Source organism: Klebsiella sp. Q2, assembly GCF_009900705.1.
GTDB lineage: Bacteria > Pseudomonadota > Gammaproteobacteria > Enterobacterales > Enterobacteriaceae > Klebsiella > Klebsiella quasipneumoniae.
The window spans coordinates 693,563-714,789 of the sequence record NZ_JAAABE010000001.1; the positions used below are offsets into that span (position 1 = coordinate 693,563).

At 58.4% G+C, this 21,227-nt stretch carries 15 protein-coding genes and 1 pseudogene; 8 read left to right on the forward strand and 8 right to left on the reverse strand.

Annotated elements, in window-relative coordinates:
- Positions 1-249: 249 nt before the first annotated feature.
- The 5 genes from pqiC to rlmKL are packed head-to-tail and all read right to left on the reverse strand — an operon-like array spanning position 250 to position 7,748.
- Positions 250-813, reverse strand: coding sequence for a membrane integrity-associated transporter subunit PqiC (gene pqiC, locus GT756_RS03575; protein ID WP_004201425.1), 564 nt, complete (start codon positions 811-813; stop codon positions 250-252).
- A complete protein-coding gene (pqiB, locus tag GT756_RS03580) occupies positions 813-2,450 on the reverse strand; it encodes an intermembrane transport protein PqiB (RefSeq protein ID WP_023320078.1) in 1,638 nt (545 codons plus the stop codon). Before pqiB ends, pqiC begins: the two co-directional genes overlap by 1 nt.
- Positions 2,440-3,708, reverse strand: a complete 1,269-nt coding sequence (gene pqiA, locus GT756_RS03585; protein ID WP_004201422.1) for a membrane integrity-associated transporter subunit PqiA — start codon at positions 3,706-3,708, stop codon at positions 2,440-2,442. The genes pqiB and pqiA overlap by 11 nt, the downstream gene beginning before the upstream one ends.
- A 14-nt stretch (positions 3,709-3,722) precedes the next feature.
- A complete protein-coding gene (locus GT756_RS03590; RefSeq protein ID WP_053810590.1) occupies positions 3,723-5,630 on the reverse strand; it encodes an ABC transporter ATP-binding protein in 1,908 nt (635 codons plus the stop codon).
- Positions 5,631-5,642: 12 nt separating this feature from the next.
- Entirely contained in the window at positions 5,643-7,748 is a 2,106-nt protein-coding gene (gene rlmKL, locus GT756_RS03595; RefSeq protein ID WP_049092771.1) for a bifunctional 23S rRNA (guanine(2069)-N(7))-methyltransferase RlmK/23S rRNA (guanine(2445)-N(2))-methyltransferase RlmL, read from the reverse strand.
- 99 nt (positions 7,749-7,847) lie between these two features.
- On the opposite strand from rlmKL, the gene GT756_RS03600 reads away from it, so the two are divergent.
- On the forward strand, positions 7,848-8,957 hold the full coding sequence (locus tag GT756_RS03600; RefSeq protein WP_053810591.1) for a YcbX family protein: 1,110 nt from the start codon (positions 7,848-7,850) through the stop codon (positions 8,955-8,957).
- On the opposite strand, the gene zapC is transcribed toward GT756_RS03600, so the two are convergent.
- Together zapC and pyrD are read right to left on the reverse strand one after the other, a co-directional pair.
- Positions 8,954-9,496, reverse strand: a complete 543-nt coding sequence (gene zapC / locus GT756_RS03605; RefSeq protein WP_064189321.1) for a cell division protein ZapC — start codon at positions 9,494-9,496, stop codon at positions 8,954-8,956. The two genes, GT756_RS03600 and zapC, sit on opposite strands and share 4 nt — an antisense overlap.
- 168 nt (positions 9,497-9,664) lie before the next feature.
- Positions 9,665-10,675 carry a quinone-dependent dihydroorotate dehydrogenase gene (pyrD, locus tag GT756_RS03610; RefSeq protein WP_004201417.1) on the reverse strand — a complete coding sequence of 337 codons (1,011 nt, stop codon included), beginning with the start codon at positions 10,673-10,675 and terminating at the stop codon, positions 9,665-9,667.
- A gap of 248 nt (positions 10,676-10,923) precedes the next feature.
- Between pyrD and ssuE the strand changes: the two genes are divergently transcribed.
- The 5 genes and pseudogenes from ssuE to ssuB all read left to right on the forward strand — a co-directional run bounded on the left by ssuE (position 10,924) and on the right by ssuB (position 15,168).
- Positions 10,924-11,499 (forward strand): NADPH-dependent FMN reductase, encoded by a 576-nt coding sequence (gene ssuE, locus GT756_RS03615; protein WP_004201416.1) that lies wholly within the window; start codon positions 10,924-10,926, stop codon positions 11,497-11,499.
- Positions 11,492-12,491 (forward strand): annotated as a pseudogene (locus GT756_RS03620) (sulfonate ABC transporter substrate-binding protein). Before ssuE ends, GT756_RS03620 begins: the two are co-directional and overlap by 8 nt.
- Positions 12,451-13,596: an FMNH2-dependent alkanesulfonate monooxygenase gene (gene ssuD / locus GT756_RS03625; RefSeq protein ID WP_048323568.1), complete on the forward strand. Its 1,146-nt coding sequence runs from the start codon at positions 12,451-12,453 to the stop codon at positions 13,594-13,596. The pseudogene GT756_RS03620 and the gene ssuD overlap by 41 nt, the downstream one beginning before the upstream one ends.
- Positions 13,597-13,606: 10 nt before the next feature.
- Entirely contained in the window at positions 13,607-14,398 is a 792-nt protein-coding gene (gene ssuC, locus GT756_RS03630) for an aliphatic sulfonate ABC transporter permease SsuC (RefSeq protein WP_004201413.1), read from the forward strand.
- Complete coding sequence (ssuB, locus tag GT756_RS03635) at positions 14,395-15,168, forward strand: aliphatic sulfonates ABC transporter ATP-binding protein (RefSeq protein WP_004201411.1); 774 nt, start codon at positions 14,395-14,397, stop codon at positions 15,166-15,168. Before ssuC ends, ssuB begins: the two co-directional genes overlap by 4 nt.
- 204 nt (positions 15,169-15,372) lie before the next feature.
- Here the strand turns inward: ssuB and pepN are convergent, their stop codons facing one another.
- Positions 15,373-17,988 carry an aminopeptidase N gene (gene pepN, locus GT756_RS03640; protein WP_048294447.1) on the reverse strand — a complete coding sequence of 872 codons (2,616 nt, stop codon included), beginning with the start codon at positions 17,986-17,988 and terminating at the stop codon, positions 15,373-15,375.
- Positions 17,989-18,314: 326 nt separating this feature from the next.
- On the opposite strand from pepN, the gene pncB reads away from it, so the two are divergent.
- Together pncB and asnS are read left to right on the forward strand one after the other, a co-directional pair.
- Positions 18,315-19,517 carry a nicotinate phosphoribosyltransferase gene (gene pncB / locus GT756_RS03645; protein ID WP_064150381.1) on the forward strand — a complete coding sequence of 401 codons (1,203 nt, stop codon included), beginning with the start codon at positions 18,315-18,317 and terminating at the stop codon, positions 19,515-19,517.
- Between the two features lie 165 nt (positions 19,518-19,682).
- Positions 19,683-21,083, forward strand: a complete 1,401-nt coding sequence (asnS, locus tag GT756_RS03650; protein ID WP_017899452.1) for an asparagine--tRNA ligase — start codon at positions 19,683-19,685, stop codon at positions 21,081-21,083.
- The last annotated feature ends 144 nt before the right edge of the window (positions 21,084-21,227 follow it).

Sequence of the window (21,227 nt, forward strand, 5' to 3'; positions counted from 1 at the left end):
TCGTTTCCCTCATTCTTTGATCTGGTGGAAAAGAAAACAGTGGTCGCAAATTATGCAGCCACGGGTTACGAATACCGCGAAATGAAGGCAACGTCAATGCGCAAAATTCACGCCATTGTCATATTTGTGACCTATATAAGAGTTCATTTTTTGTTCATCTGACACACCGGCCGGTAACGAACTGACCTGACAAAAAAAAGCCGTGCGGCTCAGACGAACCGCACGGCAGATCAGCGTGATGAATTTTACTTATGGCAGACGGTTAAGCTCGCTGGCAATGGCCGCCGCCTCCTGGCTCCACGCCTGCGCCAGGGTCTTGACCATCGCGTCATAACCATCCTGATCCTGCTTAAGCACGATGTTGAACGGGCGCTTGATCAGCTGTCCCTGATGCTTCAGCAGCCACTCACCGCTGACGATAACCCGCCCGTCGTAGCGTCCGTGAAAGCCATTGACCGCGACGTTGAGCGTATCCTGCTCGCTACCCAGCGGCTGGGATGACACCACCCAGCCCGGCAGCTGTTGGCTCAGGTTCGCCACCAGCGTGGTGCGCAGCTGCTGGTCCAGTGGGCTGGCCCACAGATTATTATTGGCGATCACATACTGCACGTCGGTGGTCTGATAGACCACCCCGTTACCCGCCAGGTAATCCGGGATGCTGACCTGCTCAACCCACAGCAGACGCGCCCCCTGGCTGGCGGCGCTCTGTGCGCCGCCCTGCGCCACCGGCAGCTGGTAATACGTTTTGCTTTCGCCGCCGCTACTGCACGCCGTCAGCACGCATACGGCTGCCGCCAGTAACCATTTTTTCATTATTTCGCTCCCTTCGGCTGTGGGTCTTTTTTATCCTTCGCCTCAAATACCAGCGCATTGCTCTTATCATTGAGCGTTTTCAGGACCGGCTGCAATTCACGCAGCACCTGATCCAGACGCTGCATATCGGCCACCATCTTATTGTAGGCCGCGGAGCCCGGCTGGAAGCCCTGCATGCTGCGGTTCAGCTCGCGCAGCGTCGTCTGCATATCCGCAGGCAACTGCTGCATCGACTGGCTGGAGGTGATCTTATTCAGACTATCCAGCGTGGTCTGCACGTGCTGCATGGTCTTCTCGCTCTGCGCCAGGGTGCTGGTCGCCTGCTCCAGCAACGGATTGAGCGGCAGGTTATTAATCTTATCCAGCGCATCCATCAGACGCTGCTGGATCTGCGCCAGACCACCGCTGATGGTCGGGATAATCGGATAGCCGTTAAACTCCTGAATTTTCCCGCGCGGCGGCGCCTTCGGATAGAAGTCGAGATCGATATACAGCGCGCCGGTCACCAGGTTACCGGTTTTCAGCGAGCCGCGCAGTCCGCGGTTGATCAGATCGTCAATGTGGGCACGAATATTCGGATCGCCGCCCAGCTGGTTAATCAGACGTTGCGGTTCCACCCGCACTTCCACCGGAATGCGATAATCGTCGTTCAAACGCTGCTTCAGACCGGGAATGAAGAACGGCACTTTGCCGACGGTTCCCAGACGGATGCCGCGGAACTCCACCGGCGCGCCCGGCTGCAGGCCGCGAACCGAGTCTTTGAAGAACATGACATAATCGATATGCTCGGTAAAGACCGAATCCTGGATGCTCTTCTGATCGTCAAATAAATGGTATTCCGTTTTATTTGCCACCGGCTCGCCGAGATCCAATCCTTCAGGAATATCGAAGCTCACGCCGCCGCCAAACAGCGTCGACAGCGAACCCATCTCGACGCGCATCCCCGCCGAAGTCAAATCTACAGCGATGCCGCTGTCCTTCCAGAAGCGGACATTGGTGGTCACCAGGCGGTCATTGGGCGCATTGATAAACAACTGATAAGTGATACGACGTTTCTGGGTGTCGAAGGTGCTGGTTTCCACCGACCCCACGCGATAGCCGCGGAACAGCACCGGATCGCCCGGCGACAGCTGCCCCGCCTTGCTGCTTTCCAGCAGAATACGGATCCCCTTGGCATCCGGCGAGGCCAGCGGCGGAGAATCCAGTAGCGGATACCGCGCTGGCACCGAACCTTTCGTCCCAGGCTGCAGTTCAATATAGGCTCCGGACAACAATGTCCCAAGACCGCTGATCCCCTCGCGCCCTACCTGCGGTTTCACCACCCAGAAGACGGAATCGTTGTGCAGTAATTTCTGCATCCCTGAGTTGAGGCGGGCTTTGATTTCCACGTGGGTTAAATCGTCGGTCAGCGTCGCGCTCTCCACTACCCCAACGTCCACGCTGCGGCTCTTGATGCGGGTTTTTCCCCCTTCAATCCCTTCCGCGTTGGTGGTGATCAGCGTGACCTCAGGGCCCTGATGGCTGTAATGATAGAACAGGATCCACGCCCCGATCAGCGCAGTGACGATAGGAAAGATCCACACCGGTGACCAGTTCTTCACCTTCTGCACTTTCGCTTCTCCGCTCTTATTTTCCATGTTGTTGTATTTCCTCATGGCTTGAATCTGGCTCACGATCCCACAGTAAACGGGGATCAAACGTCATGGCTGAAAACATGGTCATCACCACCACCAGGGCAAACATCACCGCGCCGATAGCGGGATAGATATTCATCAACCCTCCCATGCGCACCAGCGCAGAGAGTACGGCGATGACAAAAACATCAATCATTGACCAGCGGCCAACAAATTCCACCACTTCATAGATCAGATGCATACGTTCCGAATCGCGCTCACCGTTGCCATTGGCGTTCCAGCACAGCCAGGCAATAGCGATCATCTTCAGCGTCGGCACCATAATACTGGCGATAAAGATCACCAGCGCCACCGGATAAGACCCCTCGCTCCACAGTAAAACTACCCCAGCCATAATGGTCGACGGCATTTTATCGCCCAACAGATCGGTGATCATGATCGGCATAATATTGGCAGGAAGATAAAGGATAAATGAGGTCACCAGCAGCGCCAGCGTCCACTGCAGGCTGTTTTTACGCCGCGCCGTTCCTTTACTGTGACAGCGCGGGCAGATCGTCAGATCGGCCGGCAACACCGCCGTGCAGCACGCGCAGGAGCGCAGCCCCTGGCGGATACCGGCCACACCGACCTTCAGCGGTTGGGTAATGGCCGGCATAGGAGCGATATCATCCCACAGCCAGCGGCGGTCGACGCACTGAAAAGTACGTAACTGCAGCAGGCAAAACATACACCACGGCACAAAACTCAGACCGATGCCGATATCGCCGTAGGCCATCAGCTTGACGAAGCTCACCAGCACGCCGGCAAGAAAGATCTCCGCCATGCCCCAGGTTTTCAGGTGGAACAGAATACGCGCAAGGAACGCCTTGAGACCGGCGGGCATTCTGACCCGATTGACCAGCAGCAGAATGGTGACCAGGCAAAACGCCGGTACCAGCTGCACAAAGAGTAAAAAGAAAGTGCCGAGGCTGGCGTAATCCTCGGTAAATAACACATTGGGAATTTCCAGTAGCTCTATTTCGCTGCTGATCCCGCCCACTTTCATATAGATGAACGGAAACAGGTTGGCCAACAGCAGCATAAACAGCGCAACCAGCGCATACGCCGTGGGACGCTGGCGAGGCGCGTCCCACGTGGTGGTTAATGTTGTACCGCAGCGCGGACAAGCGGCTTTCTGGCGATGCTCAAGCTGCGGCAAAGCCACCAGCAAATCACATTGGGGACATAAAATATGTCGCGCAGCATGATGATGATCGCACATGACAACTCCTCGGCTCAGGCGCCGTTCTTTAATCCTTCGAGATATTCCCAGCGTTCAAAGGCCGCTTCCAGCGACTGTTCCGCTTCGGCCAGCTTTGCCAGCACCTGCTGCGTGCGATCGTGCGGTTGTCCAAAGAAGTCGGGATCGGCCACCTGCTCCTGCAGCGTCTGCAGTTCGGCCTCGAGGGCTTCCAGCTTCTGCGGCAGCTGTTCCAGCTCGCGCTGCAGGTTATAGCTTAGTTTGTTCCCGCCGCGTTTGACAGTTTCTGCTTTTGGCTGAGCGACTTCCAACGTTTTTTTCGCTGCCGGCTGCTTCTGCGCCAACGACTGGGCCTGCTGTCCGCGGGCGTCGTGATAGCCGCCGATATACTGGCCGATGCGACCGCCGCCTTCGAAGATCCAGCATTCGGTTACGGTGTTATCCACGAACTGACGATCGTGGCTCACCAGCATCACGGTGCCCTGATAGCCATCGATCAGCTCTTCCAGCAGCTCCAGCGTTTCGACATCCAGGTCGTTTGTCGGTTCATCGAGAATCAACAAGTTGCTGGGTTTCAAAAACAGCCGCGCCAGCAGCAGGCGGTTACGTTCCCCGCCAGAGAGCGCCCGCACCGGAGTCATCGCCCGTTTCGGATGGAACAGGAAGTCCTGCAGATAGCCCAGCACATGGCGCGGCTTACCGTTAACCATCACCTCCTGCTTACCTTCCGCAAGGTTATCCATCACCGTCCGGTCCGGATCCAGCTCTGCGCGGTGCTGGTCGAAGTAGGCAACTTCCAGTTTGGTACCAACGTGGATCCGCCCGCTGTCGGCCTGCAGCTGGCCAAGCATCAGCTTCAGCAGCGTGGTTTTCCCACAGCCGTTGGGGCCAATCAGGGCAATCTTGTCGCCGCGCTGGATCTGCGCGGAGAAATCTTTCACCAGCACTTTGCCATCAACCTGATAGTTGACGTTCTCCATTTCGAAAACGATTTTGCCGGAGCGCGAAGCCTCTTCAACCTGCATCCTGGCGCTGCCCATCACTTCCCGGCGCTCGCCGCGCTCACGACGCATCGCCTTCAGGGCGCGAACGCGGCCTTCGTTACGCGTGCGGCGCGCTTTGATCCCCTGACGGATCCACACCTCTTCCTGAGCGAGCTTGCGGTCGAATTCCGCATTCTGCAGTTCTTCAACCCGCAGGGCTTCTTCTTTATCCAGCAGATACTGATCGTAATCGCCCGGGTAGGTCACCAGCTTGCCGCGATCGAGGTCGACGATGCGCGTCGCCATATTGCGGATAAAGGAGCGGTCGTGCGAAATAAAGATAATGGTGCCTTTAAAGGTTTTCAGGAACCCTTCCAGCCAGTCGATGGTTTCGATATCCAGGTGGTTGGTAGGTTCATCGAGCAGCAGCACGCGCGGCCCGCTGACCAGCGCGCGGCCCAGCGCCGCTTTACGCAGCCAGCCGCCGGACAGGGAGGCCAGTTGGGCATTGGCATCAAGGCCAAGCTGCTCAATCACTTCGTTAATGCGGCTGTCCAGCTGCCACAGCCCCAGGTTATCGAGCTGCTCCTGCAGGCGCGCCAGTTCATTTAAATTTTTGTCGCTCGGATCGGTCATGACCTGATGTGATACGTCATGGTAGGCCTTCAGGTAGGCCGCCTGCTCGGCGATGCCTTCCGCGACAAAATCGTACACCGTACCGGCGACATTACGCGGCGGATCCTGCTGCAGACGCGCCACAATCAGATCCTGTTCATAAATAATGCGCCCGTCATCCAGCCCCTGCTCGCGGTTGAGGATCTTCATCAGGGTCGATTTACCGGCGCCGTTGCGTCCGACGAGGCAGACGCGCTCGTTATCTTCGATATGCAGCTCGGCATTATCCAGCAGCGGCGCATCGCTGAAGGAAAGCCAGGCGCCATGCATACTAATCAGTGACATTCTTTATTCCTTTCAGGCTGCGGTAATCAGCCAGCAGTTGTGGATCTGACGGTTGCGGGCAAAATCCTGCGACAGCGTTTTTTGCGAAATCTCTTGCGCCTTCAGGCCAAGCGCCGCCAGCCCGTCATGATCCATACGGAAACCGCGTTTGTTATTCGAGAACATAATGGTGCCGCCTTTACGCAGCAGACGTTTCAGATCGGTCATCAGGCGAATGTGATCGCGCTGGACGTCGAAAGCATCTTCCATTCGTTTGGAGTTGGAGAAGGTCGGCGGATCGATAAAGATCAGATCGAACTGCTCGGTGCTCTCCCGCAGCCAGCCCAGGACGTCCGCCTGCATCAGGCGATGCGCGCGGCCGGTCAGGCCATTGAGACGCAGGTTGCGTTCCGCCCACTCCAGATAGGTGCGCGACATATCCACCGTGGTGGTGGAGCGAGCGCCGCCGAGGCCGGCGTGGACGCTGGCGCTGCCGGTATAGGAGAACAGGTTGAGGAAATCCTTGCCTTTGCTCATCTGGCCAAGCATACGGCGGGCGATCCGGTGGTCGAGGAACAGACCGGTATCCAGGTAGTCGGTGAGGTTGACCCACAGACGCGCGTTGTACTCCTGCACCTCGATAAAGTCGCCTTTCTCCGCCATCTTCTGATACTGATTTTTCCCCTTTTGCCGCTCGCGGGTCTTCAGCACCAGCTTGTTCGGCGCGATTCCTAACACCGCGATAGTCGCGGCGATAATATCGAACAGGCGCTGGCGCGCTTTATGCGCGTCGACAGTTTTCGGCGGGGCATACTCCTGGACCACCACCCAGTCGGCGTAGCGATCGATGGCCACGTTGTATTCCGGCAGGTCAGCATCGTACAGGCGATAGCATTCAATGCCTTCCTGACGGGCCCATTTTTCAAACTTCTTCAGGTTCTTACGCAGACGGTTAGCAAAATCTTCTGCCAGCATCGCCGGCTTGCCGCCTTCGCTCTCCGCCAGGTGATAATTCTTCTGCACGCAGTCCAGCGGGCCGTTCTTGGCTTTAAACTGTTTGTCGGCGCGCAGCTGCAGGCAGCTTAACAGCTCCGGCGAGGCGCTGAACACCGACAGGTTCCAGCCGCCAAACTGACTTTTCATGATCCGGCCCAGCAAGCTGTGCAGGGCGATCAGCGCCGGCTCGCTTTCCAGACGCTCGCCGTACGGCGGGTTGCTGATCACGGTGCCGTACGGGCCTTTCGGCAGCGGATTATTCAGTTGGGCGACGTCTTTGACTTCAAAATCGATCAGCTCGCCGATGCCGGCCCGACGGGCGTTGCGGCGGGCGCGGTCAATGACGCGTGCGTCGACATCGGATCCATAGAAGCGTGACCCATATGCCGCCAGCCCCTGACGGGCGCGGGTTTGCGCTTCCGCTTTGACCTCTTTCCAGATGGCGTCGTCGTGCTGCGCCCAGCCGCCAAAGCCCCAGTGGCCGCGGTGCAGGCCCGGCGCGCGGTCGGTCGCCAGCATCGCCGCCTCAATCAGCAGGGTACCGGAGCCGCACATCGGATCGAGCAGCGGGGTGCCCGGCACCCAGCCGGAGCGCATCACGATCGCCGCCGCGAGGTTTTCTTTGATCGGCGCCATACCGGTGCCATCGCGGTAGCCGCGCAGGTGCAGACCTTCGCCGCTCAGATCCAGCGAGATGTGCGCCGTCTCTTTGTTCAGCCAGACGTTGATCCGCAGATCGGGCGACTCACGATCGACGTTCGGGCGCGGCAGATTCTTACGGGTGAAGCTGTCGACAATAGCGTCTTTGACCTTCAGCGCGCCGTACTGGCTGTTGCGGATCTCCTCATTGAGGCCGCTAAAATGCACCGCGAAGGTGGCGCCAGGGTTGAACATCTCCGTCCACGGAATGGCCTGTACGCCGAGGTACAGATCCAGATCGCTGTATACGCGACACTCGCCCAGCGGCAGCATGATGCGCGAAGCCAGCCGGCTCCACATCAGGCTCTGATACAGCAGGCGCGTATCCCCCTGAAAATGGACCCCGCCCTGGACTACCTGGCAGTCCGTCGCGCCAAGCCCTTCCAGTTCAGTTTTTAACAGCTCTTCCAGCCCACGAGCCGTACTGGCAAACAGAGAATTCATATCGTCACTTTTACTTAAAGAAAATTGGTGCGCATTATAGCCAATATGTGCCCTATGTCATAAAGTTATAGGCTTATTTTTGGAACCCGGAGGCAGCGTATGGTAACGCTCTCGCGTCTTTTTATTCATCCCGTTAAATCCATGCGCGGCATGGGCCTGACCCACGCCTTTGCCGATATCAGCGGCCTGGCCTTCGATCGCCTGTTTATGGTCACCGAAACCGACGGCACCTTTATTACCGCCCGTCAGTTTCCGCAAATGGTGAAATTTATTCCGGCGCCGCTGCATGATGGCCTTCACCTGACCGCACCGGACGGCAGCAGCGCCGTGGTGCGTTTTAACGATTTCGCCCCTCAGGCCGAACCGACAGAAGTCTGGGGCAACCATTTTACCGCCCTTATCGCGCCCGCAGCGGTTAATCAGTGGCTCAGCGGCTTTTTCAATCGCGACGTCCAGCTGCGCTGGCTGGGGCCACAGTTAACCCGCCGGGTGAAGCGCCACGATGCGGTACCGCTCTCCTTCGCCGACGGCTACCCTTACCTGCTGGCGAACGAAGCCTCCCTGCGCGATCTGCAGCAGCGCTGCCCGGCCAGCGTAAGCATAGAACAGTTTCGCCCTAATCTCGTGGTCACCGGCGCGGCGGCCTGGGATGAAGATAGCTGGAAAGTGATCCGCGTCGGCGAGGTGGTATTTGACGTCGCCAAACCGTGCAGCCGCTGCATTTTTACCACCGTCAGTCCGGAGCGCGGGCAGAAGCATCCCAGCGGAGAGCCGCTGGAAACCTTAAAGCGCTTCCGCACCGCGCAGGATAATGGCGATGTCGACTTTGGTCAGAACCTGATTGCCCGTAACAGCGGCGTGATCCGGGTGGGGGATGAAGTGGAAATCCTCGCCCGCGGCCCGGCGAAAGCCTACGGCGCCGGCGAAAGCGACGATACCCCGGCTCCCGAGGCGCAGCAGCAGGCCACGGTTGCCATTGAATGGCAGAGTCAACAATTTACCGGCAATAACCAGCAGGTGCTGCTGGAACAACTGGAGCAACAGGGCATTCGCGTACCCTACTCGTGTCGGGCGGGGATCTGCGGCAGTTGCCGCATCCGTCTTGAAGAGGGGGAAGTGAGTCCGTTAAAGAAAAACGCGGTCGCCGGAGATGGCACCATTCTTGCCTGCAGCTGCGTGCCGAAAACGGCGCTGCGCCTGGCGCCTTAAACCGCCTGCCCCAGGCTGCAGCTGACCGCGCTCTGCGCCGGCTGCAGCCTGTCGTTCATGATTTTAATGACATCGCCCAGCTGCATAACCCGGCCGGCAAGCGTAAGACCCGGCTGAGCCAACAGACAGAGCGCGGCGTTATCGCCCGGCTCCACCACCAGTAAATTCACCTGCTCGCCGGTATCGCTCAGCCAGACGCAGGCCGCGTCGCCGCCGCTCGGCTGCCAGTGATGGGTATGGGCGATAAAGTGCCAGCTTTTCGGCATCTGCGGTTTGAGAAAACGGATGGCGGTGAGCGCGTTAAGGACTAATTCCGCCCGCTGCTCTTTCGATAGCTCGAGATCGCGACATTTTTCTTCAAAAGAGAAATAGAGCGCGGCGTCATCAACGCAGAATCCCGATGGGGCAAAGGCGTCCGGCGTCAGCATGCGCCGGGCGAAGCGCGAGCGAAATAACATGCCATTGGCCAGATCGAGCATCATGCGGTCGTGCTCTTCATCGTAATACCAACGCCAGTTATCGTCAGGTTTAATCCGCATTTTTCCCCCTGTCCCCTTTCATACGCCTCTGCAAAGCTGTTGCGACTTACCGCAGAATATTTTCTAAAATTAAGAAAAGTCTAAAATGTTTAAATAAGCAACAGTGAGGGAATATAAAACAACCAGGGCCGGAAATAAAGCCCTGGGGGGATTCAAAGGGGTAAAAGATTAGATGTGGGTAACAATTTCTTTAATCAGCGGCGGACCTTTAAAAATAAATCCGGAATAAATCTGCACCAGCGATGCCCCAGCGGCCATCTTTTCCCGCGCGGCAATCACGGAATCAATACCGCCCACGCCAATGATAGGCAAACGGCCATTCAACTCTGCGGAGAGCATGCGAATAATTTCGGTACTCTTTAATTGTAATGGACGACCGCTAAGCCCGCCGGTCTCATCGCAATGTTTCATTCCCTGGACCAGAGAACGATCGAGAGTAGTATTGGTGGCAATCACCCCATCAATATTATGACGCACGAGGCTATCGGCAACCTGGATCAATTCCTCAGGCAAAAGATCCGGCGCGATCTTCACGGCGACCGGCACATATTTTTGATGCTTCTGCTGCAGCTCAAGCTGCTTATTTTTAATACCGGAGAGTAAATCGTCGAGCGCTTCGCCGTATTGCAGCGTGCGCAGCCCCGGGGTGTTCGGCGAGGAGATATTAATGGCGATATAGCCAGCGTAGGGATAGACTTTTTCCATACAAATCAGGTAATCATCTTTCCCGTGCTCAACCGGCGTATCTTTATTTTTACCGATATTGATGCCCAGCACGCCGTCAAAATGCGCCTTTTTCACGTTCTCGACCAGGTTATCGACGCCATGGTTATTAAAGCCCATGCGGTTGATCAACCCCTCAGCATCCACCAGACGGAAGATCCTTGGCTTATCGTTGCCCGGCTGCGGACGCGGCGTCACGGTGCCGATCTCAATGGAGCCAAAACCCATCGCGCCCAGCGCGTCAATGCATTCCCCGTTTTTATCCAGCCCGGCCGCCAGACCCAGCGGGTTTTTAAAGGTCAACCCCATGCAGGTGACAGGCCTGGCCGGCACCTTCTGGCGAACCAGGATTTCCAGCGGCGTCCCGGTGACACGGCGTAATTGTTGAAAAGTAACTTCATGAGCGCGCTCAGGATCGAGCTGAAAAAGGGCTTTACGAACGAAGGGGTAGTACATGAACTCTCCTGGATTCCCGGTGTGCAAACCGGGGGCGTATTATGTGCGATCTGTTGCGGAAAGGGAATTGACCTGCGACAAAAAATCCCCCATCAGCGCAAACGATTACCTCCCCGCGCGCCGTTATGCGCTTTTCGGCTATCTAACGGTGGATAAATCATTTAGGGAAATAATGGCCCTCTGTCACACTCACTATAAATGTTATCAATTATAGATAAATGCAAACATTTAGTTATAAGGAGAGAGAGATGCGCGTCATTACGCTTGCGGGCAGCCCGCGTTACCCTTCCCGTTCCAGCGCCCTGCTGGAATATGCCAGAGAGACGCTCACCGCCGCCGATATCGAAGTCTGCCACTGGCATCTGCAGAACTTTGCCCCGGAAGACCTTCTCTACGCTCGCTTTGACAACCCGGCGCTGCAGACGCTCAATGAGCAGCTGGCCGGGGCTGACGGCTTGATCATCGCCACGCCGGTGTATAAAGCCTCGTTTTCCGGCGCCCTGAAAACGCTGCTCGACCTGCTTCCTGAGCGGGCGCTGGAGGGCAAAATCGTACTGCCGCTGGCCACCGGCGGCACCATCGCCCACATGCTGGCGGTGGACTACGCCCTGAAGCCGGTGCTGAATGCCCTCAAGGCTCAGGAGATCCTCCACGGCGTCTTCGCCGACGACAGCCAGGTGACCGATTACCAGCACAAGCCGCAGTTTACCCCGAACCTGCAGCGGCGCCTCGATGAAGCCCTCGAGACCTTCTGGCAGGCGCTGCACCGCCCCAGCAGCCGCGCGCCGTCATTAACGTCTCTGCGTGGGGTGGAACATGCTTAATCCTCTCCGCGCTCTGACCCTCGGCGGACTGCTGCTCTTTTCCACCCTGGGCCACGCCGCCCCGGCGGCGCCTGACGCCCTGCGCATCGGTTATCAGAAAGGCAGCGTCAGCATGGTGCTGGCGAAAAGCCATCAGCTGCTGGAGCAGCGCTACCCAAAGACCCATATCTCGTGGATAGAATTCCCGGCCGGTCCGCAGATGCTGGAGGCGCTGAACGTTGGCAGCATCGATATCGGCAGCACTGGCGACATTCCGCCTATCTTTGCGCAGGCGGCGGGCGCCGATCTGGTGTATATCGGTTCGGAACCGCCCAAGCCCAAAGCGGAAGTGATTCTGGTGGCGCAGGGCAGCCCGATTCATAACGTTGCGGAGCTGAAAGGAAAAAAGGTCGCTTTTCAGAAAGGCTCCAGCTCCCACAATCTGCTGCTGCGCGCCCTGCAGCTGGCAGGTTTGAAGTTTAGCGACATTCAGCCGGTCTATCTCGCCCCCGCCGATGCGCGCGCCGCCTTCCAGCAGGGCAATGTCGACGCCTGGGCGATCTGGGATCCGTATTACTCCGCCGCGCTGCTGCAGGGCGGCGCCCGGGTGCTAACCGACGGAACCGACCTGAAACAGACAGGATCCTTCTATCTCGCTTCCCGCCCTTACGCTGAACGCAATGGCGCCTTTATTGAGGGTGTACTCGATACCTTTACGCAGGCCGATGCCCTGACCCATAGCCAGCGCGCGCAAAGCATTACGCTGCTGGCGAAAACGATGGGGTTACCGGAGGCGGTGATCGCCAGCTACCTGGACCATCGTCCCCCCACCTCGGTTACCCCGGTGAGCGCCGAAACCGCCGCTCGCCAGCAGCAGACGGCCGACCTGTTCTATGAGAACAAGCTGGTGCCGAAAAAAGTTGATATCCGGGCCCGCATCTGGCAGCCCGCCGCCGCACAAGGAGCGAAATCATGAGTCTGAATATGTTCTGGTTTTTACCGACCCATGGTGATGGTCGTTATCTGGGTACCGAAGAGGGAGCCCGTCCGGTCGATTATGGCTATCTGCAGCAAATCGCGCAGACGGCGGATCGGCTGGGGTTCACCGGCGTGCTGATCCCGACCGGGCGCTCATGTGAAGATGCCTGGCTGGTTGCGGCCTCGATGATCCCGGTAACGCAGCGGCTGAAATTTCTTGTCGCCCTCAGGCCAAGCGTGGTGTCGCCGACGGTGGCCGCGCGCCAGGCGGCGACCCTGGACCGACTGTCAAACGGCCGGGCGCTGTTCAATCTGGTCACCGGCAGCGATCCCGCCGAGCTGGCTGGCGACGGTGTCTTCCTCGACCACACCGAGCGCTATGAGGCCTCGGCTGAATTTACCCACATCTGGCGCAAGCTGATGGAAGGGGAAACTGTCACCTTTAACGGTAAGCATCAGCGCGTTCGCGACGCTAAACTGCTGTTTCCGCCGCTCCAGCAGCCGCGTCCGCCGCTCTATTTCGGCGGCTCGTCTGAGGTGGCGCAGGATCTGGCCGCTGAACAGGTCGATCTCTATCTTACATGGGGGGAACCACCGGCCCAGGTGGCAGAGAAAATTGCTCAGGTGCGGGAGAAAGCCGCCCAGCACGGTCGCCGGGTGCGTTTCGGCATCCGCCTGCATGTGATCGTGCGGGAAACCAATGAGGAAGCCTGGCAGGCAGCGGACAGCCTTATCTCTCATCTTGATGATGAGACTATCGCCCGCGCCCAGGCAGCCTTCGCCAGAACCGACTCCGTCGGCCAGCAGCGGATGGCGGCCCTGCACAATGGCCGACGCGATAAGCTGGAAATCAGCCCCAACCTGTGGGCTGGCGTCGGTTTAGCGCGCGGCGGCGCCGGGACCGCGCTGGTGGGCGATGCCGCCACCGTGGCCGAACGGATCAATGAGTACGCCGCGCTGGGTATCGATAGCTTTATCTTCTCCGGTTATCCGCATCTGGAAGAGGCGTATCGGGTCGGCGAACTGCTGTTCCCGCTGCTCGACGTCGCGGTGCCGTCTGTCCCGCAGCCGCAAAGCCTGCGCCTGCAGGGAGAAGCCGTCGCTAACGAGTTTATCCCGCGTAAAGTGGCGCAGAGCTGAGGAGGTCGTGATGGCAAAATCAACCCATCCCCTGTTATTACGCCTCGCCCCCTGGCTGCTGCCGGTGGGAACGGTCATTGTCTGGCAGCTGGCCTCGTCCGTCGGCTGGCTGTCGACGCGGGTGCTGCCCTCGCCGGAGGGCGTATTGAAAGCGTTCTGGACCCTCTCGGCCAGCGGTGAGCTGTGGCAGCATCTGGCCATTAGCTCGTGGCGGGCGCTGGTCGGCTTCGCCATCGGCGGCTCCATTGGGCTGGTGCTCGGCTTGATCAGCGGTCTGTCACGCTGGGGCGAGCGCCTGCTGGACACGTCGATCCAGATGCTGCGCAATGTGCCGCATCTGGCGCTGATCCCGCTGGTGATCTTGTGGTTCGGCATCGATGAGACCGCCAAGATCTTCCTCGTATCGCTGGGCACCCTGTTCCCGATCTATATCAACACCTGGCACGGGATCCGCAATATCGACCGCGGACTGGTGGAGATGGCGCGCAGCTATGGTTTATCCGGCTTTGCTCTTTTCCGTCACGTGATTTTACCCGGCGCCCTACCCTCGATTATGGTCGGCGTGCGTTTCGCCCTCGGTCTGATGTGGCTGACGCTTATTGTCGCCGAAACCATCTCGGCGAACGCCGGTATCGGCTACCTGGCGATGAATGCGCGTGAATTTCTGCAAACCGACGTGGTGGTGGTCGCCATCATTCTTTACGCCATTCTTGGCAAACTGGCCGACGTCAGCGCCCAGCTGCTGGAGCGGCTCTGGCTGCGCTGGAACCCGGCGTATCATCTTCAGGAGGCGAACGCATGAACACTGCCCGTCTAAACCCAGGTATCCCGCTGCTGCTGAACGGGGTGACTAAACGCTATGGCGACAACACCATTCTTAACGAGCTGGATCTGCATATCCCCAGCGGCCAGTTTGTGGCGGTGGTGGGCCGCAGCGGCGGCGGCAAAAGTACCCTGCTGCGCCTGCTGGCGGGCCTGGAAACCCCGAACGCTGGCGAGCTGCTGGCGGGCGCAACGCCGCTGGCGGCGATCCAGGACGACACCCGGATGATGTTTCAGGATGCACGCCTGCTGCCGTGGAAAACGGTGATTGATAACGTGGGGCTGGGGTTAAAAGGCGCCTGGCGCGAAGCCGCCCTGCAGGCACTGGCCAGCGTCGGACTCGAGAGCCGCGCCCAGGAGTGGCCGGCGGCGCTGTCGGGCGGGCAAAAGCAGCGCGTTGCGCTGGCCCGCGCCCTGATCCATCGCCCGCGCCTGCTATTGCTGGACGAGCCGCTGGGGGCGCTGGACGCCCTCACCCGTCTGGAGATGCAGGAGCTGATCGTCTCCCTGTGGCAGGAGCATGGCTTTACGGTCCTGCTGGTGACCCACGACGTCAGCGAAGCGGTGGCGATGGCCGACCGGGTGCTGTTAATTGAAGAGAAGAAGATCGGTCTCGATTTGAACGTGGATATTCCGCGACCGCGGCGCACCGGTTCGGCGAAGCTGGCCGAGCTGGAGGCGGAGGTACTGGATCGGGTGATGAAGCGCGGCAAGAGCGAGAGCGTGCCGCGTTTATTTAGTCATGGCTGACCGGAGTAACGGTCTGCTGTCAGAACGGGGGCATATCGTCATCCGACATGTCCCCGGCTCGCGCTTTGCTTAGTTGGGCGACCAACGACAAATCTGCCGCGTATTCCAGACCGGGTAAGCATCGCGCCACCCGACAACATCACTGCGGCACCAGGTAACCCGGACAGGGCGCAATGTGCGCCGCAATCCGGGTTTACGCCACGGTTACGCCAGCGCCTTACTGATTTTCTCGTACAGATCGCCTGAGAGATCCTTCAGACCCTTCAGCTGCTCCAGCGCGGCGCGCATCAGCGCCTGGCGTTTCACATCGTAACGCTTCAGGCGAATCAACGGCTCAATCAGTCGCGATGCGACCTGCGGGTTGCGCTGGTTAAGCTCGGTCAGCATCTCCACCAGGAACTGGTAGCCGCTGCCGTCTTCCGCATGGAACGCCGCCGGGTTGCTGCTGGCGAAAGCGCCGATGAGCGACCGCACGCGGTTCGGGTTGCTCATGCTGAACGAACGATGGTTCAGCAGACCGCGTACCGTTTCGACCACATTGGCCGCCGGGCTGGTGGACTGCAGGATAAACCACTTGTCCATCACCAGGCCGTCCTGATGCCATTTGTCGTCATACTCCTGCATCAGCGCATCGCGGCACGGCAGCTCAGCGGCAACCGCCGCCGACAGCGCGGCCAGCGCGTCGGTCATGTTATCCGCCTGGTGATACTGCGCCGCCACCAGCTTATCGCCCAGCGTCGGTTCTGCGAACGCCAGATAGCGCAGGCAGGTATTGCGCAGGGCGCGCTTACCGATATCGGCATGCTCCACCCGGTAGCTGTCGAGCTTATTGGCGTTATATACCGCGAGGAATTCGTCCGCCAGCTCGTTCGCCAGGGTGCGGGTGAGCGCCTCGCGCACGGTGGCGATGGCGATAGGATCGATAATGGCGAACATCTCGGCGATTTCGTTGGCCGACGGCAGGGTTAAGATCTCGGCGGCCAGCGCCGGGTCAATCTTCTCGTCGAGCAGAATCGCGCGGAAGGCGTCCGCCACGTGCACCGGCAGCGACAGCGGCTGTCCCTGCTGATGACGGTTAACGTTCAGCTTGATGTAGGTCGCCAGCAGACTCTGCGCCGCATCCCATCGCGAGAAATCATTCCGCGCATGGCGCATCAGGAAGGTGAGCTGCTGATCGCTCCACTTGTATTCCAGTTTCACCGGTGCTGAAAACTCGCACAGCAGGGCCGGTACCGGCTGGAAATAGACATTATCAAAGACGAAGGTCTGCTCAGCCTGAGTCACATTAAGCACCGGGTGCAGCGGATGGCCGCCCTTCTGCAGGGGGATCACCTTACCTTCGTTATCGTACAGCTCGATGGCAAACGGGATATGCAGCGGCTGCTTCTCGGCCTGCTCGGCGGTCGGCGGCGTACGCTGGCTGATGGTCAACGTATACTGCTCGGTCTCCGGATTATAGTCGTCATGGACGGTGACAATCGGCGTACCGGACTGGCTGTACCAGCGGCGGAAGTGCGACAGATCGACGTTCGAGGCATCTTCCATCGCCTGGACGAAATCGTCGCAGGTGGCGGCGCTGCCGTCATGACGTTCAAAATAGAGCTGCATCCCTTTCTGGAAGTTTTCTTCACCCAGCAGGGTGTGCAGCATGCGGATCACTTCGGCCCCCTTTTCATAGACCGTCAGGGTATAGAAGTTGTTCATCTCGATAACCATATCCGGGCGGATCGGGTGCGCCATCGGGCTGGCGTCTTCGGCAAACTGCAGCCCGCGCATAGTGCGCACGTTGTTGATGCGGTTCACCGCCCGCGAGCCGAGGTCGGAGCTGAACTCCTGATCGCGGAACACGGTCAGCCCCTCTTTCAGGCTTAGCTGGAACCAGTCGCGGCAGGTAACGCGGTTGCCGGTCCAGTTATGGAAATACTCATGACCAATTACCCGCTCAATATCAAGGTAGTCTTTATCGGTGGCGGTATCGGTCCGCGCCAGGACATATTTGGAGTTAAAGACGTTGAGTCCTTTGTTCTCCATGGCACCCATATTAAAGAAGTCGACGGCGACAATCATATAGATGTCGAGGTCATACTCGAGGCCAAAGCGCTCCTCATCCCATTTCATGGAGTTTTTCAGCGAGGTCATCGCCCACGGCGCGCGGTCGAGATTGCCGCGATCGACGTACAGCTCCAGCGCCACTTCACGCCCGGAGCGGGTGGTAAAAGTGTCGCGCAGGACGTCGAAATCACCGGCCACCAGCGCAAACAGGTAGCACGGTTTCGGGAAGGGATCCTGCCACTGTACCCAGTGACGACCGTTCTCCAGTTCCCCTTCCGCCATACGGTTGCCGTTGGAGAGCAGGAACGGATATTTGGCTTTATCGGCGATAATTTTGGTGGTAAAGCGCGCCAGCACGTCCGGACGGTCCAGATACCAGGTGATGTGGCGGAAACCTTCCGCTTCACACTGGGTGCACAGCGCTTCGCCTGACTGATACAGGCCTTCCAGCGCGGTGTTCGCCGCCGGGCTGATCTCATTGACGATGGTCAGGGTGAAATGCTCCGGCAGGCCGCCGATCACCAGCTGATTGTTTTCTTCTTTATAGTCGCTCCACGGCTGTCCGTTCACCTGCAGCGAAATCAGGGTCAGATCTTCGCCGTCCAGGCGCAATGGCACATCAGACGCTGCCGCGTGGCGGGAGACCTTGCTCTCGGCCGTAACAACGGTTTTTGCGGCATCCAGGTCAAAGGTCAAATCGATATCGCTAATCAGATACTCCGGCGCACGATAGTCGTGGCGGTATTTGGCTTGGGGCTGTTGTGTCATAAAAAACCTTTCGCATCTTCGGTAAAGTGTCGTCCCAGTCTATTCCCGTTGTGTCAATCGCGCTATGCAGAATCTTCATCTTTTCAACGTGAAACACGGAAATCGCTACATTTTGTTAACACTCGCGGCACGAAATGCCCTCGACCCGACGCAAAGCTTGTGGTGTGATCCATGTTCAATATATTAAACTAGGCCTCGCAAATGACCGTCAGCGTCGCCATTGCTCGCCATCGCGGGACAGAGCCGGGTAATAAAGGTATACTCCGCCTCCTTTTTCCGCGTTGGTTTCGATGGAACGCTCCAGTGAGAGGATGCTACTGCGCACCATGACACAATTCACTTCTCCTGTACTGCACTCGCTGCTTGATACGGATGCCTACAAGCTGCACATGCAGCAGGCTGTCTTCCACCGCTACGGCGATGTACATGTGGCGGCGGAGTTTCGCTGCCGCGGAGACGACCTGCTCGGCATCTATGCCGACGCGATCCGCGAGCAGGTGGAGTCCATGCGCGACCTGAGGCTGCGGGATGATGAATATCGCTGGCTGTCCACCCTTCCTTTTTTTCGCCAGGATTACCTCGACTGGCTGCGCGATTTTCGCTATGACCCAAGCCAGGTCACGGTCACCAATGACAATGGCAAGCTGAACATTCGCCTTACCGGCCCATGGCGGGAAGCCATCATGTGGGAAGTCCCGCTGCTGGCGGTGATAAGCGAGCTGGTCCATCGCTACCGTTCACCCGAGACGGGCGTGGAACAAGCGCTAAACGCGCTGGAACATAAGCTAGGCGACTTCGCCACCATGACCGCTGGCCTCGACATGAGCGCCTTCCGTCTGATGGATTTCGGCACCCGCCGTCGTTTTTCACGCGAGGTGCAGGAAGCCATTGTGCAACGCCTGCAGCAGGAGCCATGGTTTGTTGGCACCAGCAACTACGATCTGGCGCGCCGTCTCAACTTAACCCCGATGGGCACCCAGGCCCATGAGTGGTTCCAGGCTCATCAGCAGATCAGCCCGAACCTGGCCAGCAGCCAGCGGGCGGCCCTCGCCGCCTGGCTGGAAGAGTATCCTGACCAACTGGGCATCGCACTGACCGACTGCATCACCATGGATGCGTTCCTGCGCGATTTCGGTCCGGAGTTCGCCACCCGCTATCAGGGTTTGCGCCACGACTCCGGCGACCCGGTGGAATGGGGTGAAAAAGCCATCGCCCATTATCAGAAGCTGGGCATCGATCCGCTGAGCAAAGTGCTGGTCTTCTCCGATAATCTCGATCTGGCGAAAGCCGTCGACCTGTATCGCCACTTCGCCTCGCGGGTGAAGCTGAGCTTTGGGATCGGCACCCGTTTAACCTGCGATCTGCCGCAGGTTAAACCGCTCAATATCGTGATTAAGCTGGTGGAATGTAACGGCAAGCCGGTGGCGAAACTCTCCGACAGCCCGGGGAAAACCATCTGCCACGATAAGGCCTTCGTCCGCGCCCTGCGCGAGGCGTTCGACCTGCCGCCGATTAAAAAAGCGAGCTAATTTTCTTAAGGAGCCTTTCAGGCTCCTTTTTCTTTATTATTTATTGCCGAATTATCCGCTTATGATGCGAAATCTACTTGTCTGATGGAAGATGACAGGTAACATAGATATCCCCCCGCTGTAGGGGGAAGAGACTTTTTTATTGGACTATATAGAGAGATTATTATGAGCGTTGTGCCTGTAGCCGACGTACTCCAGGGCCGCGTTGCCGTTGACAGCGAAGTCACGGTCCGCGGATGGGTGCGTACCCGCCGAGATTCAAAAGCTGGCTTTTCATTCCTCGCCGTCTATGACGGTTCCTGCTTTGATCCTGTACAGGCCGTTATTAATAATTCTCTGCCCAATTACAATCAGGAAGTGCTGCGTCTGACCACCGGTTGCTCGGTGATTGTCACCGGTAAAGTCGTGGCTTCCCAGGGCCAGGGTCAGAGCTTTGAGATCCAGGCGACCAACGTGGAAGTGACCGGCTGGGTGGAAGACCCGGACACTTACCCGATGGCGGCCAAGCGCCACAGCATCGAGTATCTGCGTGAAGTGGCCCACCTGCGTCCGCGCACCAACCTGATCGGCGCGGTTGCCCGCGTGCGTCACACCCTGGCGCAGGCGCTGCATCGCTTCTTTGATGAGCAGGGCTTCTTCTGGGTCTCCACCCCGCTGATCACCGCCTCCGATACCGAAGGCGCCGGCGAAATGTTCCGCGTGTCGACGCTGGATCTGGAAAACCTGCCGCGTAACGATCAGGGCAAAGTCGATTTCGACAAAGACTTCTTCGGTAAAGAGTCGTTCCTGACCGTTTCCGGCCAGCTGAATGGCGAGACCTATGCCTGCGCGCTGTCGAAGATTTACACCTTCGGCCCGACCTTCCGCGCGGAAAACTCCAACACCAGCCGCCACCTGGCGGAGTTCTGGATGCTGGAGCCGGAAGTGGCCTTCGCCAATCTGAACGATGTTGCCGGCCTGGCGGAAGCGATGCTCAAGTACGTCTTTAAAGCGGTACTGGAAGAGCGCGCGGACGACATGCAGTTCTTCGCCGAGCGCGTTGATAAAGACGCTATCGACCGTCTGCAGCGCTTTATCACCGCTGATTTTGCGCAGGTGGATTATACCGACGCCGTCACCATTCTGGAAAACTGCGGCAAGCAATTCGAGAACCCGGTGTACTGGGGCGTGGATCTCTCCTCCGAGCACGAACGTTACCTGGCTGAAGAACACTTCAAAGCGCCGGTGGTGGTGAAAAACTACCCGAAAGATATTAAGGCGTTCTACATGCGCCTTAACGAAGACGGTAAAACCGTCGCGGCAATGGACGTCCTGGCGCCGGGTATTGGCGAGATCATCGGTGGTTCCCAACGTGAAGAGCGCCTCGACGTGCTTGACGCGCGTATGGCCGAGATGGGCCTGAATAAAGAAGACTACTGGTGGTATCGCGATCTGCGCCGCTATGGCACCGTTCCACACTCCGGCTTTGGCCTGGGCTTCGAGCGTCTGATCGCCTACGTGACCGGCGTGCAGAACGTCCGCGATGTCATTCCGTTCCCGCGGACCCCGCGCAACGCGACATTCTAAATTTTTCTGACATAAACCTGAAAGGCCAGCGCAAGCTGGCCTTTTTTTATGTCAATTACTGTTATCAAAATTCAACAAACTTAAACATCAAGGCCTCGAATTCACATTTATGTTACGCACTGTTTCGGTGCATCCTGGTGATAC

What these genes read in the sequence shown, in the direction of transcription:
- GT756_RS03590 (WP_053810590.1), bottom strand. Translation starts at nt 5,630, where the DNA reads ATGTCACTGATTAGTATGCATGGCGCCTGGCTTTCCTTCAGCGATGCG.
- pqiC (WP_004201425.1), bottom strand. Translation starts at nt 813, where the DNA reads ATGAAAAAATGGTTACTGGCGGCAGCCGTATGCGTGCTGACGGCGTGC.
- pyrD (WP_004201417.1), bottom strand. Translation starts at nt 10,675, where the DNA reads ATGTACTACCCCTTCGTTCGTAAAGCCCTTTTTCAGCTCGATCCTGAG.
- ssuC (WP_004201413.1), top strand. Translation starts at nt 13,607, where the DNA reads ATGGCAAAATCAACCCATCCCCTGTTATTACGCCTCGCCCCCTGGCTG.
- zapC (WP_064189321.1), bottom strand. Translation starts at nt 9,496, where the DNA reads ATGCGGATTAAACCTGACGATAACTGGCGTTGGTATTACGATGAAGAG.
- asnS (WP_017899452.1), top strand. Translation starts at nt 19,683, where the DNA reads ATGAGCGTTGTGCCTGTAGCCGACGTACTCCAGGGCCGCGTTGCCGTT.
- pqiB (WP_023320078.1), bottom strand. Translation starts at nt 2,450, where the DNA reads ATGGAAAATAAGAGCGGAGAAGCGAAAGTGCAGAAGGTGAAGAACTGG.
- pncB (WP_064150381.1), top strand. Translation starts at nt 18,315, where the DNA reads ATGACACAATTCACTTCTCCTGTACTGCACTCGCTGCTTGATACGGAT.
- pepN (WP_048294447.1), bottom strand. Translation starts at nt 17,988, where the DNA reads ATGACACAACAGCCCCAAGCCAAATACCGCCACGACTATCGTGCGCCG.
- rlmKL (WP_049092771.1), bottom strand. Translation starts at nt 7,748, where the DNA reads ATGAATTCTCTGTTTGCCAGTACGGCTCGTGGGCTGGAAGAGCTGTTA.
- GT756_RS03600 (WP_053810591.1), top strand. Translation starts at nt 7,848, where the DNA reads ATGGTAACGCTCTCGCGTCTTTTTATTCATCCCGTTAAATCCATGCGC.
- ssuD (WP_048323568.1), top strand. Translation starts at nt 12,451, where the DNA reads ATGAGTCTGAATATGTTCTGGTTTTTACCGACCCATGGTGATGGTCGT.
- pqiA (WP_004201422.1), bottom strand. Translation starts at nt 3,708, where the DNA reads ATGTGCGATCATCATCATGCTGCGCGACATATTTTATGTCCCCAATGT.
- ssuE (WP_004201416.1), top strand. Translation starts at nt 10,924, where the DNA reads ATGCGCGTCATTACGCTTGCGGGCAGCCCGCGTTACCCTTCCCGTTCC.
- ssuB (WP_004201411.1), top strand. Translation starts at nt 14,395, where the DNA reads ATGAACACTGCCCGTCTAAACCCAGGTATCCCGCTGCTGCTGAACGGG.